Source organism: Frigidibacter sp. (genome assembly GCF_030695035.1).
Classification (GTDB): domain Bacteria; phylum Pseudomonadota; class Alphaproteobacteria; order Rhodobacterales; family Rhodobacteraceae; genus Frigidibacter.
Genome location: NZ_JAUYTT010000008.1, coordinates 932,428 through 947,942, shown reverse-complemented (window position 1 = coordinate 947,942; position 15,515 = coordinate 932,428). Strand labels below are relative to the sequence as shown.

16 protein-coding genes are annotated in these 15,515 nt (G+C 68.8%); 5 read left to right on the top strand and 11 right to left on the bottom strand.

Annotated features, from left to right (window positions below; genetic code table 11):
* Position 1 precedes the first annotated feature (1 nt).
* The 4 genes from Q8S30_RS08715 (at position 2) to Q8S30_RS08700 (ending at position 3,728) form a co-directional block, all read left to right on the top strand.
* Entirely contained in the window at positions 2-1,051 is a 1,050-nt protein-coding gene (locus tag Q8S30_RS08715) for an iron ABC transporter permease (protein ID WP_305665619.1), read from the top strand.
* 1 nt (position 1,052) lies between these two features.
* Positions 1,053-1,832, top strand: coding sequence for a heme ABC transporter ATP-binding protein (locus Q8S30_RS08710; RefSeq protein ID WP_305665618.1), 780 nt, complete (start codon positions 1,053-1,055; stop codon positions 1,830-1,832).
* Positions 1,833-2,024: 192 nt separating this feature from the next.
* Positions 2,025-3,380, top strand: a complete 1,356-nt coding sequence (locus Q8S30_RS08705; protein ID WP_305665617.1) for a GGDEF domain-containing protein — start codon at positions 2,025-2,027, stop codon at positions 3,378-3,380.
* 102 nt (positions 3,381-3,482) lie between these two features.
* Positions 3,483-3,728, top strand: a complete 246-nt coding sequence (locus Q8S30_RS08700) for a hypothetical protein (RefSeq protein WP_305665616.1) — start codon at positions 3,483-3,485, stop codon at positions 3,726-3,728.
* A gap of 8 nt (positions 3,729-3,736) precedes the next feature.
* Here Q8S30_RS08700 and atzF read toward each other — a convergent pair whose 3' ends face one another.
* The 8 genes from atzF to Q8S30_RS08660 are packed head-to-tail and all read right to left on the bottom strand — an operon-like array spanning position 3,737 to position 11,961.
* A complete protein-coding gene (gene atzF / locus Q8S30_RS08695; protein ID WP_305665615.1) occupies positions 3,737-5,551 on the bottom strand; it encodes an allophanate hydrolase in 1,815 nt (604 codons plus the stop codon).
* A 13-nt stretch (positions 5,552-5,564) separates the two neighbouring features.
* Complete coding sequence (locus tag Q8S30_RS08690; protein WP_305665614.1) at positions 5,565-5,897, bottom strand: cupin domain-containing protein; 333 nt, start codon at positions 5,895-5,897, stop codon at positions 5,565-5,567.
* Entirely contained in the window at positions 5,894-6,571 is a 678-nt protein-coding gene (locus Q8S30_RS08685; protein WP_305665613.1) for a cysteine hydrolase family protein, read from the bottom strand. The genes Q8S30_RS08690 and Q8S30_RS08685 overlap by 4 nt, the downstream gene beginning before the upstream one ends.
* Positions 6,571-8,118: an ABC transporter ATP-binding protein gene (locus Q8S30_RS08680; protein ID WP_305665612.1), complete on the bottom strand. Its 1,548-nt coding sequence runs from the start codon at positions 8,116-8,118 to the stop codon at positions 6,571-6,573. The genes Q8S30_RS08685 and Q8S30_RS08680 overlap by 1 nt, the downstream gene beginning before the upstream one ends.
* On the bottom strand, positions 8,115-8,792 hold the full coding sequence (locus Q8S30_RS08675; RefSeq protein WP_305665611.1) for a cysteine hydrolase family protein: 678 nt from the start codon (positions 8,790-8,792) through the stop codon (positions 8,115-8,117). Before Q8S30_RS08675 ends, Q8S30_RS08680 begins: the two co-directional genes overlap by 4 nt.
* Before the next feature lie 7 nt (positions 8,793-8,799).
* On the bottom strand, positions 8,800-9,723 hold the full coding sequence (locus Q8S30_RS08670; protein WP_305665610.1) for an ABC transporter permease: 924 nt from the start codon (positions 9,721-9,723) through the stop codon (positions 8,800-8,802).
* Positions 9,724-9,730: 7 nt separating this feature from the next.
* On the bottom strand, positions 9,731-10,813 hold the full coding sequence (locus tag Q8S30_RS08665) for an ABC transporter permease (RefSeq protein WP_305665609.1): 1,083 nt from the start codon (positions 10,811-10,813) through the stop codon (positions 9,731-9,733).
* An 11-nt stretch (positions 10,814-10,824) separates the two neighbouring features.
* On the bottom strand, positions 10,825-11,961 hold the full coding sequence (locus tag Q8S30_RS08660) for a BMP family ABC transporter substrate-binding protein (protein WP_305665608.1): 1,137 nt from the start codon (positions 11,959-11,961) through the stop codon (positions 10,825-10,827).
* Between the two features lie 156 nt (positions 11,962-12,117).
* Between Q8S30_RS08660 and Q8S30_RS08655 the strand changes: the two genes are divergently transcribed.
* Positions 12,118-13,038 carry a LysR substrate-binding domain-containing protein gene (locus Q8S30_RS08655; protein ID WP_305665607.1) on the top strand — a complete coding sequence of 307 codons (921 nt, stop codon included), beginning with the start codon at positions 12,118-12,120 and terminating at the stop codon, positions 13,036-13,038.
* Between the two features lie 46 nt (positions 13,039-13,084).
* Here the strand turns inward: Q8S30_RS08655 and Q8S30_RS08650 are convergent, their stop codons facing one another.
* From Q8S30_RS08650 to Q8S30_RS08640, 3 genes are all read right to left on the bottom strand, one after another.
* The gene (locus tag Q8S30_RS08650) at positions 13,085-14,074 is read right to left on the bottom strand and encodes a sensor domain-containing diguanylate cyclase (RefSeq protein WP_305665606.1); all 990 of its coding nucleotides are present in this window, start codon (positions 14,072-14,074) and stop codon (positions 13,085-13,087) included.
* The gene (locus tag Q8S30_RS08645) at positions 14,064-14,312 is read right to left on the bottom strand and encodes a hypothetical protein (protein WP_305665605.1); all 249 of its coding nucleotides are present in this window, start codon (positions 14,310-14,312) and stop codon (positions 14,064-14,066) included. The genes Q8S30_RS08650 and Q8S30_RS08645 overlap by 11 nt, the downstream gene beginning before the upstream one ends.
* 192 nt (positions 14,313-14,504) lie before the next feature.
* Positions 14,505-15,512, bottom strand: a complete 1,008-nt coding sequence (locus Q8S30_RS08640) for an FAD-dependent oxidoreductase (RefSeq protein WP_305665604.1) — start codon at positions 15,510-15,512, stop codon at positions 14,505-14,507.
* Positions 15,513-15,515: the final 3 nt, after the last annotated feature.

Here is a 15,515-nt window from a genome sequence, read left to right as displayed (position 1 = left end):
GATGACCGCTATCCCCTTCACCCCCGCCATCCGGGCGCCGCGCCTTGCGGTGCCTGCGGTCACGACGGGCCTTGCGCTGCTGCTGGCGGCGATGGCCTGCCTCAGCCTCAGCATCGGCGCCTCGGGACTGCTGCCCTGGGAGCTGTTCACCCGCGATCTGAACCCGGCCGAGCGGGCGATCTTGCTGGATATCCGCCTGCCGCGGTTGATCCTGGGGATGCTGGTCGGCGCGGCGCTGGCGGTGTCGGGGGCGCTGATGCAGGGGCTGTTCCGCAACCCGCTGGCCGATCCGGGGCTGGTCGGGGTCGGGGCGGGCGCCGGGCTTGGCGCGGTGATCGCCATCGTGCTGGGGGGCGTGATGCCCGCGGCGGTTCAGGCGGTGACGGGGATGTACATGGTCTCGCTCTTCGCCTTCTTCGGCGGATGGGCGACCACGCTGATCCTCTACCGCGTTGCCAGCCTGCGCGGCCACACGTCCATTGCCACCATGCTGCTGGCTGGGATCGTGCTCGGGGCGCTGGCGGGGGCGGCGACGGGGATCCTGATCTATCTGGCCGATGACAATCAGCTGCGCGACCTGACCTTCTGGGGCCTCGGCTCGCTGGCGGGCGCGAACTGGGTCAAGGTCTGGGCCGCCGCGCCGGTGCTGATCGCCGGGCTCGCCGCCGCGCCGTTCCTCGCGCGCGGGTTGAACGCGATGGCGCTTGGCGAGGCGGTGGCGCGGCATCTGGGCGTGCCGGTGGAGGCGGTCAAGCGCGGCGCGATCCTTGCGGTGGCGGCGATGACCGGCGCCTCGGTCGCGGTGTCGGGCGGGATCGGCTTTGTCGGCATCGTGGTGCCGCATATCCTGCGCCTTGCCATCGGGCCGGACCATCGCACGCTGCTGCCCGCCGCGGCGCTGTTCGGGGCAACGCTGCTGATCGGCGCTGACACCTTCTCGCGCGTCGTGGTCGCCCCCGCCGAACTGCCCATCGGCATCATCATGGCGCTGATCGGTGCGCCGGTGTTCCTGTGGATCTTGCTCGCGCGCCGCGCCACGATGGAGATCTGAGATGCTTCTGGCAGCCGATCTGGGGGCGAGCCTTGGCGGGCGCGATGTCCTGCACGGGGTCGAGTTCGAGGCGCGCCCCGGCCATATCACCGCCATCGTCGGGCCGAACGGGTCGGGCAAGACAACGCTGCTGCGCCGGCTGACGCGCGATCTGCCGGGGCCGGGCTCGATCAGCCTCGATGGGGTGCGGCTCGCCGACCTCTCGCCCCGGCAACTCGCGCTGCGCCGGGCGGTGCTGCCGCAGGCCACGGCGGTGGGCTTCCCGTTCACGCTGCGCGAGATCGTGCGGATGGGGCATGAGGCGGGCCATGCCGCGCATCTGCCCGGCATCGTCGAGGCGGCGGTGGAGGAGGTGGGTCTGTCGGCCAAGATCGACGGCTTCTTCCAGGACATGTCGGGCGGCGAGCAGGCGCGGGGGCATCTGGCGCGGGTGCGCGCGCAGGTCTGGCAGGCGCGGCGGGCAGAGTATCCGTGCTGGCTGTTCGTCGATGAACCCGTCGCCAGCTTGGATATCGGGCACCAGTTGCAGGTGATGTCGGTCCTGCGCCGCTTTGCCGATGCGGGGGGCGGCGTGGTCGCGGTGATGCATGACCTGAACCTGACCGCGATGCATGCCGACCGCATGGTGCTGATGGCCGAGGGCCGCATCGCCGCCGCCGGCCGCCCGGCCGAGGTGATGACGGACCCGCTGCTGTCGGGCGCCTATCGCTGCCAGCTTTGCGTGAACACCGCGCCGCCAGGTGGCATCTGGCTGCTGCCGCAGGCGGCGCGGCTGGGGTAGGCCGCCGTCGGGACGCGCCCGAAAACCGATGCTCCGTACCCCGAGCCGTGATAAGGGTTGAGGGGTGTTGTGTGTCCGTGGTCTGCAGGGAGGGCTGGCGCGGGGGCTTTGTCCGCAGCGCTTGACGCTGTGGAAACCTTGTGGTGATACCCCCCCCGACCCTGAGGCAACCACCCGAACTGGCGAAGACACATGACCCTGCACCCCCCGGCCGCCGTCCCGACTGGGACCTCGATGAGCCGCCCGATGCGGTTCTTCCGCCGCCAGTCGCTGCGCAGCTGGATTGCGCTGGCGATGGTCTGTGCCGTGCTGCCGCTGCTGGTCAGCAGCGCCATTGGCTATGCGGTCTATCACCAGACCGTTGTGCAGCCGTTCCGCGATGTGTTGACCCGCCAGCATGATCTGCTGATCAGCCTTGAACGGATCCAGGGCGACTACTGGACGATCACCGAAGCGGTGAATGCCTATGTGCTGACTGGCGAGCTCGCACAGCGTGATGCCTTCGAAGCGGCCCGGGCCCGGGTCGAGGCACAGTTCGCGCGGATCGAGGTTGCGGTGGCGCCGGAAAACGCCGAACAGGTCGCGGTGGCGCGGCAGGAGTGGACGCGGGCCTCGGCCGATGCCGCCGAGGTGCTGGCGCGGCCCCGCGAGAGCCTTGGGCGCAGCGTCACCGATCTGGAACAGGTGCTGGCGGTGGAACGGGAATTTCCCGTCGCCGCGCGCCAGCTTGAAGCCGTGCTCGACCAGATGCGCATTGCGGGCGAGACCAACCATGCCGCGGCGCTGCTTGCTTTCCAGCGGCTGGAACTGGGCGCGCTTGGCGCAATCTTGCTGTCGCTGGGGATGATGGGGATCGGCGCCTTCATCGTGAACCGTGCCATCGTGCTCAGCGCCGATGAACTGGTGGCGGGGGCAGAGCGCTTCGCCTCGGGCCACCACGAAATACCTGTGCACATCACCGTCCCGCCCGAGCTGGCCGCCGTGGCCGAGGCTTTCAACACCATGACCCGCACCATTCAGCAGCAGCGCGAGCAACTGGCCGATCATGCGCGGCGCGACGGGCTGACCTCGCTGCTGAACCGGCGCGAGTTCGACGCGGCGCTTGGGGCGCGGCTGGGGGCGCTGACGGCGGGACAGCCGGGCTTTGCGCTGCTGATGGGCGATGTCGATCATTTCAAGCGGATCAATGACACTTATGGCCATGTCGAGGGCGACCGGGTGCTGCGCCGGGTGGCAGAGGTGCTGGTGGCCGAGGCCCGGGCCGATGACCTTGTGTTCCGCTATGGCGGCGAGGAATTTGCGCTGATTCTGAACGATGCCGGCCCCGCCGCCGCCGCCGCTGTGGCCGAACGTCTGCGCCTTGCCATCGCCGCGGCGTTTGAGGCGGAATGTGCGGAAGGTGGCGCGGGAATCGCCGTCACGCTCAGCTTCGGCATGGCCTTCTGCGCCGCGCCCGCCGCCCCCGAAGCGCTGATCCGCGTGGCCGATGGGGCCCTCTATGAGGCGAAGGCCGGCGGCCGCAACCGGGTGGTGGTGCGCGCGGGCTGAGGCTGCCCCGGCGCTTTTCCGCCTAAGGGTACCTGCGGCGGGCGGCGCATTGAACCAGAGGCTCACATCTTCGTTAGGCCTTGGAACCCGGAGGACCGATAGATGAAATCAATCCCGCTTGTCTTGCTGCTGCTTGTCGCCGCCTGCACCCAGACCGAAACGACAACCACCCGCCCGATGGATGAGGTGCCGGTCCAGAGCCGCCTGTCAAACGGCGACCGCGAGTTCCGGTTTGCCAATGGCTGCGCCGTGGTGCTGGAACCGGTCCAGGCCGTCCTGCGGGCCCAGATCGGGCCCTGCGAGCTCTATCACCGCGATATCGCGCTGCTCTATGCCTCGGGCGACTAAGGAGCGGCTCAGCCGGTCCCGGCGGCAAGGAAGGCGCGCCAGCCCCCCAAGGCGGTGATCTCCTCGGCGCCGGCAAGGCCGAAGGGTTCGGCCAGAAAGCCGGTGACGAGGCTGCCATCCGCCAGTTCCACCCGGCCGAGGCCGAGCGGCGAGGGGATTGCCGCCAGAAACTCCCCCACCCGCGCCAGTGGCAGCGCCCAGACCTCGACGTCGATGGCGGCGGCGCCTGTTTCGCTGCGGATCAGGCCGGGGCGGGCGGGCGGCGCCCCCTTCAGCCGGTAGAGCCGGTAATGCGGCGCCGTTTTGGTCTGCGTCAGGAACCGGCCGCCAAGCGCGGTGATCTGCGGGTTCAGCGGCAGCCCCGCCATATGCGCGCCGACAAGCACCAGTGGCAGTTCTGATGGCAGAGCCTGCGGCCCAAGCGCCGCCGCCGGGGGCAGTGGATGGCCAGTGGCGCCCATGTCGCGGGCGGCCCGGCCATGAAGGCTTCGGGCGAGACTTGCCGCCAGCGCATCCTGCCCTCCGCGCGCCAGCAGCGTCACGCTGCCCGGCGGCCCGTCGCGGCGCGGGCCGGTGGGTACGGCGATGCCGCAGAGGTCCAGAAGATTGACGAAATTGGTGTAGGTGCCAAGGCGGCTGTTCGGGCCGATGGGATCGGCCGTGAGGTCTGCCAATGTGTAGAAGGTCGGGATCGTGGGCACCGCCAGCAGATCCAGCCCCGCCATCGCCGCGGCCGCCACCCGCTTCAGCGCCGCAAGCCGGTAGAGGCCGCGGAAGGCATCGGCGGCTGACAGGCGGTCGGCCGCGCCGATGATCTGCGCGGTCACCGGATGAAAGGCGCCGGGGTCCGCGCGGAACAGCGGCTCCACCGCGGCCATGCGCTCGGCGACCCAGGCCCCGTCATAAAGCAGCTTTGCGACATCGTAGAACGGGGTGAAGTCGATCTCGCGCACACTGTGGCCCATGCTGCGCAGGGTTTCAGTTGCGGCCGCGAAAGCCTCTGCCTGCGCCGCGTCACCGAAAAACTCTATCGACGCCGCATCCGGAATGCCGATGCTCAGCCCCTGCGGCGTGCCGGGCAGCGCCGACATCGGCACCGGGCGCGACCACGGGTCGGCCGCGTCAAAGGCGCAGGCGGCACGGGTGGCTGTCCAGGCATCATCGACCGTCAGCCCGAAGACTGAGATCGTGTCGAGCGTCCGGCATGCCGGCACCATGCCCGTCCCGGACAGGGCCCCCAGCGAGGGCTTCAGCCCCACGATATTGTTCAGCGCCGCCGGCACCCGGCCCGAGCCCGCCGTGTCGGTGCCAAGCGCGAAGCTGACCAGCCCGCGCGCAACCGCCACCGCCGACCCGCTGGACGAGCCGCCGGGCACGATCTGCGGATCGAGTGCGTTGCGCGGCACCCCGTAGGGCGAGCGCACGCCGACAAGGCCGGTGGCGAATTGGTCAAGGTTGGTCTTGCCCAGCCAGATCGCGCCCGCCGCGCGCAGCCGTGCCACCACGAACGCGTCCTCGTCCGGCAGATAGGCAAAGGCCGGGCAGGCAGCGGTGGTTGGCGCCCCCGCCACGTCGATATTGTCCTTGATGGCGAAGGGCACGCCCCACAGCGGGAAGGCCGCCGGGTCGAAGGGCGGCAGGCCCTCTGCCTCGGCCACGGCGTCATCCACGCTGCGCAGGTGGATGAAGATCGCCGGATCCTCGGCCGCGGCGATCCGGGCAAAGGCCTCGCACAGCACATCCGCGGGCGAGGCGCCCGCAGCATACGCGGCGTGCAGGCTGGCGATGTCGAAGGACAGCGCGGCAAGGGGGGTCAGGGTCATGTCGGTCACTTCTTCAGGGCAGGAATTCCACGGGGCGGTTCCACTGGATCAGCACGGTGCAGCCCGGCACCGACCACACGGAATGGGCCGTTCCCTCGGGGTTCAGGATCAGGGTGCCGGCGGGATAGTCGCCGCGCTCGTCGCTTTGCACGCCCTCCAGCACCAGGATCGTTTCCAGCCCCGGATGCAGATGGCGCGGCACGCCGGCGCCCGGGGCATAGCGCAGCAGCGCCACGCCGGGGGCGCCCTCCAGCAGCGGGCAGATCTCCACCCCGTCGCGGAAGGGCTGAAACGCGCGGCCCTGCCAGCTTGCCAGAAGGTCCGGGAAGATCATCGGAGCCGTCATGCCGTGCCCCCCGTCAGCGCCGCGGCAATCTCGGCGGTCGTCGCCGTCCAGCCGACGATGCCGCCCTGCGCGCGGATCATCTCGACCGCCGCGGCCTTGAAGGCGGGGAAGTAGCTTTCGGTGGCATCCTCTGCCAGCAGGCAAACGAAGCCGCGGTCATTCGCCTCGCGCATGGTGGTCTGCACGCAAACCTCGGTGGTGACGCCGGCGAAGATCAGGGCCTTGGTGCCAAACTGGGCGAGGTGGTCCGAAAGCGGGGTGGCGTAGAAGGCACCCTTGCCGGGCTTGTCGAGCACGATCTCTCCGGGCAGGGGAGCGAGCTCTGGCACGATATCGGCGCCCGGCTCGCCGGCGATCAGGACGCGGCCCATCGGCCCGGGATCGCCGATGCGCAAGGTGGGGGTGCCGCGGTCCCGCTTGGCGGGCGGCAGGTCCGACAGGTCGGGCCGGTGGCATTCACGGGTGTGGATCACCGGCAGGCCCGCCTGGCGCGCGGCCAGCAGAAGGGCGGCCACGGTGGGGATGATCGCCTGCAGCCGCGTCACGTCATTGCCAAGGCTGGCGCCAAAGCCGCCCGGTTCGATGAAGTCGCGCTGCATGTCGATCACGATCAGCGCGGTGCTGGCCGGGTCGAGGTCAAAGGCGAAGGGCAGGGCGCCCGGAATGCTGGCCATCAGGCGTGCCCTCCCATGTGGTGCCCGATGGTGGCAAGGTCGGCATGGGCCGCCGCCACCTCATAGGCGATGCGGCCCTCGGACATGACAAGGATGCGGTCGGACAGTTCCATCACCTCGTCCAGATCCTCGCTCATCAGCAGCACCGCGCAGCCGGCGTTCCGGGCCGCCACGATCCGCGCCCGGATGTCGGCCACAGCCGAGAAATCCAGCCCGAAGCAGGGGTTTGAGATGACCAGCAGATCGACCTTGCCCGTCAGCTCCCGCGCCAGCACCGCGCGTTGCACATTGCCCCCCGACAGCGAGGCGATGGGCGCATCGGGCGAGGCGGTGCGAACCTTGAAGGCCGCAATCAGATCCACCCCGCGCTTGCGCATCTCGGCGCCGGACAGCCAGAAGCGGCGGCCGGTTTCGCTGCGGTCAAAGCTGCGGAAGGCGATGTTCTCCACCACGCTCAGCCGCCCGGCGCAGGCGTTCTTCAGCGGCTCCTCGGGCAGGTAGCGCACGGCCAGCGCCTGACTTTGGTCGCGCGTGGCGCGGTAGGGCTGGCCCTTGACCTCCACCACGCCGGCACTGGCGGCGCGCTGGCCGGTCAGCACCTCCATCAGCTCCATCTGGCCATTGCCCGAGATGCCGGCAATGCCCACGATCTCGCCGGCGCAGACCTTCAGGTCGTCGATGGTGATTTCCTTGAGGCCGGAACGGTCCCGCGCCGTCACGCCGCGCACCCGCAGCACCTCGGCGCCCGCCATCCCCTCACGCGCAGCAGGCACAAGCGGCTTTTCGGCGCCGATCATCATCGCGGCCATGTCGCCATGTGACAGATCCCTGACGCAGCCCTCTCCCACCAGCTTGCCCCGGCGCAGCACCGAGACGTCATCGGCAAAGGCAGTCACCTCGCGGAACTTGTGGGTGATCATCATCACGCTGATCGTGCCGGCCGAGCACAGGGCGCGGACATGCCCCAGCACCTCGTCTGCCTCATCCGGGGTCAGCACCGAGGTCGGCTCGTCCAGGATCAGGAAGCGGCGGCCAAGGTAGAGCTGCTTGAGGATTTCAAGTTTCTGCTTCTCGCCCGCGGCCAGCCGCATCACCGGCTGATCCAGCGGCACGCGGAAGGGCATGTATTCCATGAACTCGGCCAGCGCCTTGCGCTCGCGCGGCCAGTCGATGATGCCGGGCGTGTCGCGGCGGCTGATGACCAGATTTTCGGCCACGGTCAGCGAGGGCACCAGCGTGAAATGCTGATAGACCATGCCAAGACCAAGGCTATGGGCATCGCGCGGATCACCGATCACCGCCTCGCGCCCGCCGATCAGCATCTGGCCCGCAGTCGCGTGGTAAAAGCCCATCATGCATTTCACCAGCGTGGACTTGCCCGCGCCATTCTCGCCCAAAAGCGCGTGGAAGGTGCCCGCCGGCACCTTGACCGACACGTTGTCCAGCGCGGTGAAGCTGCCAAAGCGCATGGTCATGCCAAGCGTCTCGACCGCCAACGCGCCCTCGGGCATCGGCTCGGCGCCGACGATGTGCAGGGAGGGCTTCATGGCAGCGCCTCGATCAGGGTGGCGCTGTCCGACACCGCCCCGAAGACGCCGCCCTGCATGGTGACCATCTTCAGCGCGGCAGTATGGTTGCCCGGATCGGTCGCCGCGCAGCAATCCGACAGGATCAGGCATTCAAAGCCGCGGTCATTCGCCTCGCGCATGGTGGTGGAGACGCAGACATCGGTGGTGATCCCGGTCAGGATCAGGTTGTCGATGCCGCGGGTGCGCAGGATCAGCTCAAGGTCCGTGGCGCAGAAGCTGCCCTTTCCGGGTTTGTCGATGATCGCCTCGCCGGCAATGGGATAGAGCTCGGGGATGATGTCCCATCCTGGCTCACCCCGGATCAGGATCTTGCCGCAGGGCCCGTCATCACCGATGCCCGCGCCGATCTGCCGGCTGCGCCAGCGCTTGTTCGGCGGCAGGTCCGACAGGTCGGGGCGGTGGCCCTCGCGCGTGTGCAGGATGTGGTAACCCTTGGCACGCATCGCCGCCAGCACTGCCCTGATCGGGCCGATCGGTGCCTGTGTCAGCGTCAGGTCATAGCCCATCTGGTCGACATAGCCGCCCTCGCCGCAAAAATCGGTCTGCATGTCGATGATGATCAACGCCGTGTTCTGGGGCCGCAGATCGCCATTCCAGGGCCAGGCGTAGGGGGTGGAGGGCAGGGTGGTCATGGCATCCTCATTTGGTGATGGACAGCTCGCCCGGCGCGCCGCTGAGCGCACGGCTTGGCGAGGAGGTGGCGATCAGCACGCCAAGCGTCAGCACATAGGGCGCGGCGTAGAAGAGGTAGTAGCCCTGCGTCACGCCGACCGATTGCAGCGCCGGGCCAAGCGCACCCGCCCCGCCGAACAGCAGCGCAGCCCAGAGGCAGTTGACCGGCGACCAGCGCGCGAAGATCACCAGCGCGACGGCCATCAGGCCCTGACCCGAGGAGATGCCCTCATTCCAGCTGCCGGGGTAGTAGAGCGACAGATACGCGCCGCCGACCCCGGCAAAGGCGCCGCCAAGCGCGGTGGCCGCCGTGCGGATCAGGGCAGGGTTCAGGCCCATCGCCCGGGCGGCATCGGTGGAATCGCCCACGACGCGCAGGATCAGGCCGGGGCGGGTGCTGCGCAACGCCCAGGCCAGCGCCAGCGCTGCGGCGATGCCGATGACGAACAGCACGTTGACGGTCAGCGCCGCCTGCACCTGCGGCAGGCTCGACCAGCCGCCAAGGGGAATGGCCGGCAGGTCCGGCGCGGCGGGCTGGATGAAGGGTTTGCCGAAGTAGAAGGCAAGCCCGCTGCCCAGAAGCATCATGGCAATGCCGATGGCGATGTCGTTGACCCGGGACATCGAGCAGATCAACCCATGCACCAGCCCGAACATCGCCCCGGCAAGCGCCGCCACAAGGACGCCCGCCCAGGGGCTGCCGGTCATCACCGCGGTCGCGTATCCGGTCATGGCGCCCAGAACCAGCGTGCCTTCAAGGCCAAGGTTGATGCGGCCCGACCGCTCGGTCAGCGTCTCGCCCAGGCTGACGAACAGGATCGGGGTGGACACGCGGATCGCTCCGCCGATGACCGCAAGGGGGACGGCCCAGAGGCCAAGGTCGTTTTCCATGCGCCGCCTATCCTTTCGTCTTGAAGAAGGGCAGCCGGCCATAGGCCGCGTCCGACATCAAAATCGCCATGAACACGATGCCCTGCAGCACCTGCATCGTGGCATCGGGCAGATCCATCCGCCGCTGCACAAGGCCCGATGAGGCGTCGAACCCCGCCAGAAGGATCGCCACCGGGATGATCGCCAGCGCATTGTGGCGGGCCAGAAAGGCGATCAGGATGCCGGTATAGCCATAGCCCGCCGCCAGCGAGGCATTGGCCGAGCCATGCACGGCCGCCACCTCGAAATATCCGGCCAGCCCGGCAAAGGCGCCGCCAAGCGCCGAGAAGCCCAGGATCAGCTTGCCCACCGGCAGCCCCTGCACCTGCGCCGCGCGGACATTGCCGCCGGCGATACGGGCGGCAAAGCCCCAGGTCGTGCGCTCGATCAGCACCCAGGCGAGGAGGCATGCGAGGATGCCGAGGGCCAGGCCCCAATGCACCGACAGTCCCGGCAGATCACCCACGCGCAGCGGTTCGGCCAGCGGCGCGGTGGAGGGCTTGTTCAGGCTGGCGGGATCACGCAGCGGCCCCTCGACCAGATGGTTCATCAGCGCGATGGCGATATAGGACAACAGCAGGCTGGAGATTGTCTCGTTCACCCCGCGGTAATGTCGCAGCGCGCCCGCCGCCCCGATCCAAAGCCCGCCGACCGCCATCGCCGCCAGTGCCATCAGCGGGACGCCAATCGCGCCCGGTGCGGTGGCCAGCGGCAGCGCCAATGCCCCAGCGGCAACGCCGCCAAGCACGATGGCACCCTCGCCGCCGATCACCACCAGCCCCAGCCGCGCCGGAAGTGCCACACAGAGCGCCGCCATCAGCAAGGGCGCGGTGCGCGACAGCGTGTTCTGCCACGAAAAGGCTGACCCGAAGCCGCCCTGCCAGACATAAGTCATGAAGGCCAGCGGTGAGCGGCCCTGCGTCAGCAGGAACAGCCCGAAGACCCCGAGGCCCGCCATCAGTGCCAGCACCGGGATCGCCACCGGCTCTGCCCGGCGCAGAAGTGCCAGCCCGCCGCCCGCGCCCTGCATTCCCTGTTCCGCGACCGCCATCTGCGCGCGCCTTACGAGGTGGCGCCGAGGACGCCGTCGACGAGGTAGCTCATACCTTCCAGAACCGGATCGGTCTCAAGGAAGGCCTGGCCCTCGGTGGCGACGACATTGCCCTGATTGTCCTTGAGCGGGCCCTTGATGACGCTGAAGCCACCCTTCTCGATCTCGGCCTTGATCGCCTCGAACTGGGCGCGGCCGGCATCGGGCACCGCCGGGCCAAGCGGTGACATCTTGACGAAGCCCTCGGCCAGCCCGCCGCGCACGAAGTTCGGGATCGGCTCGCCGTTCAGCGTGGCGGTAACCATGTCGGTATAGACCTTGGCCCAGTTCCATTCGGCGCCGGTCAGGTATAGCTCGGGCGCCAGCGAGGATTGGTCGGCATGATAGCCGCCCACATAGGCGCCGCGGCCCGACGCCACCTCGACTACGACCTTGGGCCCGTCGACATGGCAGGTGATGACATCGCAGCCGGCATCGACCAGCGCATGGGTCGCCTCAGCCTCCTTAACGGCCAGCGACCATTCGCCGGTGAAGATGACCTGGCAGGTGATCGACGGATCCACCGCGCGGGCCCCCAGCAGGAAGGAGTTGATGTTCAGCAGCACCTGCGGGATCGGCTTGGCCGCGACGAAGCCGATCTTCTTTGACTTGGTCACATGACCCGCCGCAACGCCGTTCAGGTACTGGCCCATGCCGATATAGCCGAAGTAGCTGCCGGCGTTGGCCGGATGGCCCTCGGTCCACAGGCCGCCGCAATGCTGGAAACGGACATCGGGGTATTTGGGCGCGGTCGTCAGGATATGGGGGTCGAAATAGCCGAACGAGGTGGGGAACAGCAGCGCCGCCCCGTCAAGGTTGATCATCGATTCCATCGATTGCTGCACATCATTGGTCTCGGGGACGTTTTCCTCTTCGACCACGATGACGCCCGGGATCTCTTTCACCGCCGCCGCCCCAAGCGCGTGTGCCTGGTTGTAGCCAAAGTCGTCGCGCGGGCCGACATAGAGGAACCCCACGGTCAGATCGCCCTGTGCCCGCAGCGGACGGGGCAGGGCCGACAGCGCCGCGGCGCCGCCAAGGGCTGCAGTGCCGCGCAGCAGATCACGGCGCGACAGGGTGGAGCGGGGCAAGAGATAGGGGGCGGGCATTTCGCGTCTCCATGTCAGGGTCCGGGGGCGTTGTTGTGCTGGCCGTCTGGCCGGCGACTCGCCCCGCTCGGGATATCTGAGGGCAAGGATGCGGGATTGAACCGCTGCCGTCTTGTGCTAGTTTTGCAGTCAACCGCTGCAGGAATTGCACCACTCATGCATCCACTCGCGCCGCATCAGTTCATCGACGTGATCGCCCGCGCCGGGTCGATCCGGAAGGCGGCCGAGATGCTGTCGATCACCTCGACCGCGCTGAACCGCCGGGTTCTGGCGCTGGAGGAGGATCTGGGCGTGCCGATTTTCGAGCGGTTGCCGCGCGGTGTGCGGCTTTCGACCGCCGGAGAGCTGCTGGTGACCCATCTGCGCAATCAGGCCTCGGATTTTGAGCGGCTTCGCAGCCAGCTTGCCGATCTTGCCGGCGAGCGGCGCGGCCATGTCTCGATCGCCTGCTCGCAGGCGCTGCTACCGTTCTTCCTGCCCGAGCAGATCGGCCGCTACCGCCGCGCGCATCCGGGCGTCAGCTTTGGTGTGCATCTGCGCGACCGCGCCGCGGCAGAGGCAGCGCTGGTCGAACATTCGGCCGACCTTGCGCTGGTCTTTGAGCCGATCCGGCTGTCAGAGGTGCAGATCCTGTCCACTGTTCGCCAGCAGATCCATGCGGTAATGGCCACCGACCACCCGCTTGCCGGGCGTGAAACCGTCAGGCTGCGCGATTGCGCGGCCTATCCGGTGGGGCTGCCGACAGCGCAATACGGGGTGCGGGCGCTGATCGACCTTGCGCTTTTGCGGTTTTCCGTTCGGCTGCGAACCGTGCTCGAATCCGATAATTTCGACTTTCTGCGCCGCTATCCGGCGCAAGAGCAGCTGATCAGCTTTCAGATCCCCATCGGCTTGCCGGGCGAGGCGGCAAGCGAAGGCGTCATCTCGCGCCCCGTCGATACCCGCGACATTCCCGAAGGGCGGCTTTACCTGTGTCAGCTGCGCGGCCGCACCCTGCCGGTCGCCGCGGCAAAGTTCGCGGCGCAGGTCGAGGGGGCGCTGGAAACGCGATACGGTCTTTTGCCTGCGGGGGGATGACAGAGCGCTGTTGCACGGCCAGTCATCCCATTGACGGCCGCAGCGGCTACTGGCTGGGCACCGAACTGCGACAGCAGTTTCGCCCGCCCGCCTTGGCCTCGTAGAGCAGGGCATCGGCCACAGCCAGCCAGACATCGGCTGTCTCGATGTCACCTGTCAGGCTGCAGACGCCAAAACTGGCGGTCACGCGCAGCGAAACGCCATTGGCATCCACCGGCGCGGCGGCCACCACCTCGCGCAGCCGCTCTGCCAGGTCGAGCGCGCCCTTGGCATCGGTCTGCGGCAGCAACACCGCGAACTCTTCGCCGCCGAGGCGGCCGAACAGGTCCCCCTCCCGCAAGGCGCCCATGCATCGCTGCGCAATCATGCGCAGGACGGCGTCGCCGGTGGGGTGGCCATAGACATCATTCACCAGCTTGAAGTGGTCTACATCCAGCACGATGACCGATGCCGCGCTGCCGTATCTGCGGGACCGTGCGATCTCTCGCTCGGCGGCCTCGACCAAGCCGCGGCGGGTCATCGCGCCGGTCAAGCCGTCGCTCATGGCGATCTGCCGCAGCTCCAGCTCGTTGAGAACCAGGTTGGCAAAGCTCTGCATCACCGCGATCTGGGTGGCATCGAAGCGGCGCGGCTGGGTATCAATCGCGCAGAGCGCGCCCAGATTGTAGCCATCGGGCGTGGTCAGCGGGATGCCAAGATAGCTGCGGATCCCGGGATCGCCTGTCACCAGCGGGTTCATTGCAAAGCGCGGATCTTCTGTGGCGTCCGGAACCAGCATCGGCTCGTTCCGCCGGATGGCATGGCTGCAAAACGACACCTCGCGCGAGGTCTCGCAGACGGGTAGCCCAACGATGGACTTGAACCACTGGCGTTCGGCGTCGACCAGGCTGACGGCGGCGATGGGCACGCCCAGAACGTCGCGGACAAGCTGGGTCAGCTTGTCGAAAGGTTCCGCGGCGGGCGTGTCGAGGATGGCGTAGCGACGCAGGGCCGCCAGGCGCCCCATTTCGTCCTGCACCCGTTGGTTATGTTTCATCACGCTCTCTCAGTGCCACAATCGCGGCGATCAGTTCATCCCGATACGAGGCGAAGGCCTTATCGACGACGCTGCGCACTTGTTGTTCATCCAGCCCCGCGTGCAAGAGATTAGCCGCAAGCGCAAGCAGCGTCTGGCCCTGCCGCTGGATACTTGCGCGCAGGGCGGGGGGCACGTCAACCTCGGCAAGCGGTTGCATGGCGGCCGCAACGACCTGCTGGGGATAGGCTCTGATCATCTGTCGTCTCTCCGGGACGCTTGTCGCCCTGCTCTGGCGGAAGAACACTGCTTGTGATCCGGCAGAGTGTCAAATCGGGCATGGACAGGCGCCGATTTCCGCCGAAGCTTGCGATGGCCGGAGTGGGACGGGGTCACCGGTTGGCGCTGTATAGCACCTCCTTGTGTCGCCTTGAAGAGGGGCGGGCCGGGGTCAGCCGATCCGGGTCGCCGAGGCCAGCGCCGCGGCAAGCGTTCGCTTGGCGCCCTTGCGTGCATCGCCCAGAATGACCGCGCCGTGCCGCCGGGCCGAGCGGCCCCCCGCATCGCAGGGGCACCAGCCGCTGTCGTCCACCAGACCGGCGGTCACGGCGATGGTTCCGGCCTGCTGCGGCGGGACGAAGTTGACGACATCGGCGCGGATCAGCCCCGCTTCGGTGTCCAGCAGCCCGCGCCGGGCATCGACGCCGCGCAGGCCCGCCCCGTCGGCAGCGGTAACCCAGGTGACCTGGCGCAGGATGCCCCGCTCCGCCGCGGATTTGGCGAAGGCCGGGGCCAGCGCTGAGATGGGGTCTGCATCCAGCACCGTCAGCCGGGCGGCGGGCCGCTGCGCGGTCAGATACTGCGCCAGCGCCAGCGCGCGGCCAAGCGCGGCCTCGGGATGGCCAAGCCCGGCGGGCGGCAGGCGCAGCACCACATGCCCGGCGGCGGGCAAGGCGGCCAGCTGCGCCGCCAGCCGCCGGGCCTCGCGCGGGTTGCCCCAGGCGGCGGGCCAGGCATGGCGGGCATGGGCATCGAGACCGGCAATCGCCTCGTTGCGCGCTGCAGTGCCGGGGGCAAGGAATAGCGCGTCAAAGGCGATGCGGCGGCCCGAGAACAGCTCTGCCCGCGCGGCGGACCAGTCGATCTGCATCACATCGTCCAGCATCACCCCGATGCCCGCCGCCGTCAGCCGGGCAAGGCTTGCCCCGCTGCGCGGCGGGCTGAAGCGGGCGGCGGCCGGGTCCGTATCTGTGGCGGCAAGGCGGGCCGGGTCACGCTCGACCAGCAGCACTTCGGCCCGCGGGTTCGCGCGGCGCAGTGCCAGCGCGGCGGCGGCCCCGGCCGGGCCGCCGCCGATGACGACAAGCTGGCTTGCGGGGCGCGCGGCAAGGCCCACACCGGCCAGTCCGGCACAGGCGGCAAGGCCAAGGGCAAAGGCGCGGCGGCTGGGATCTGGCATCGG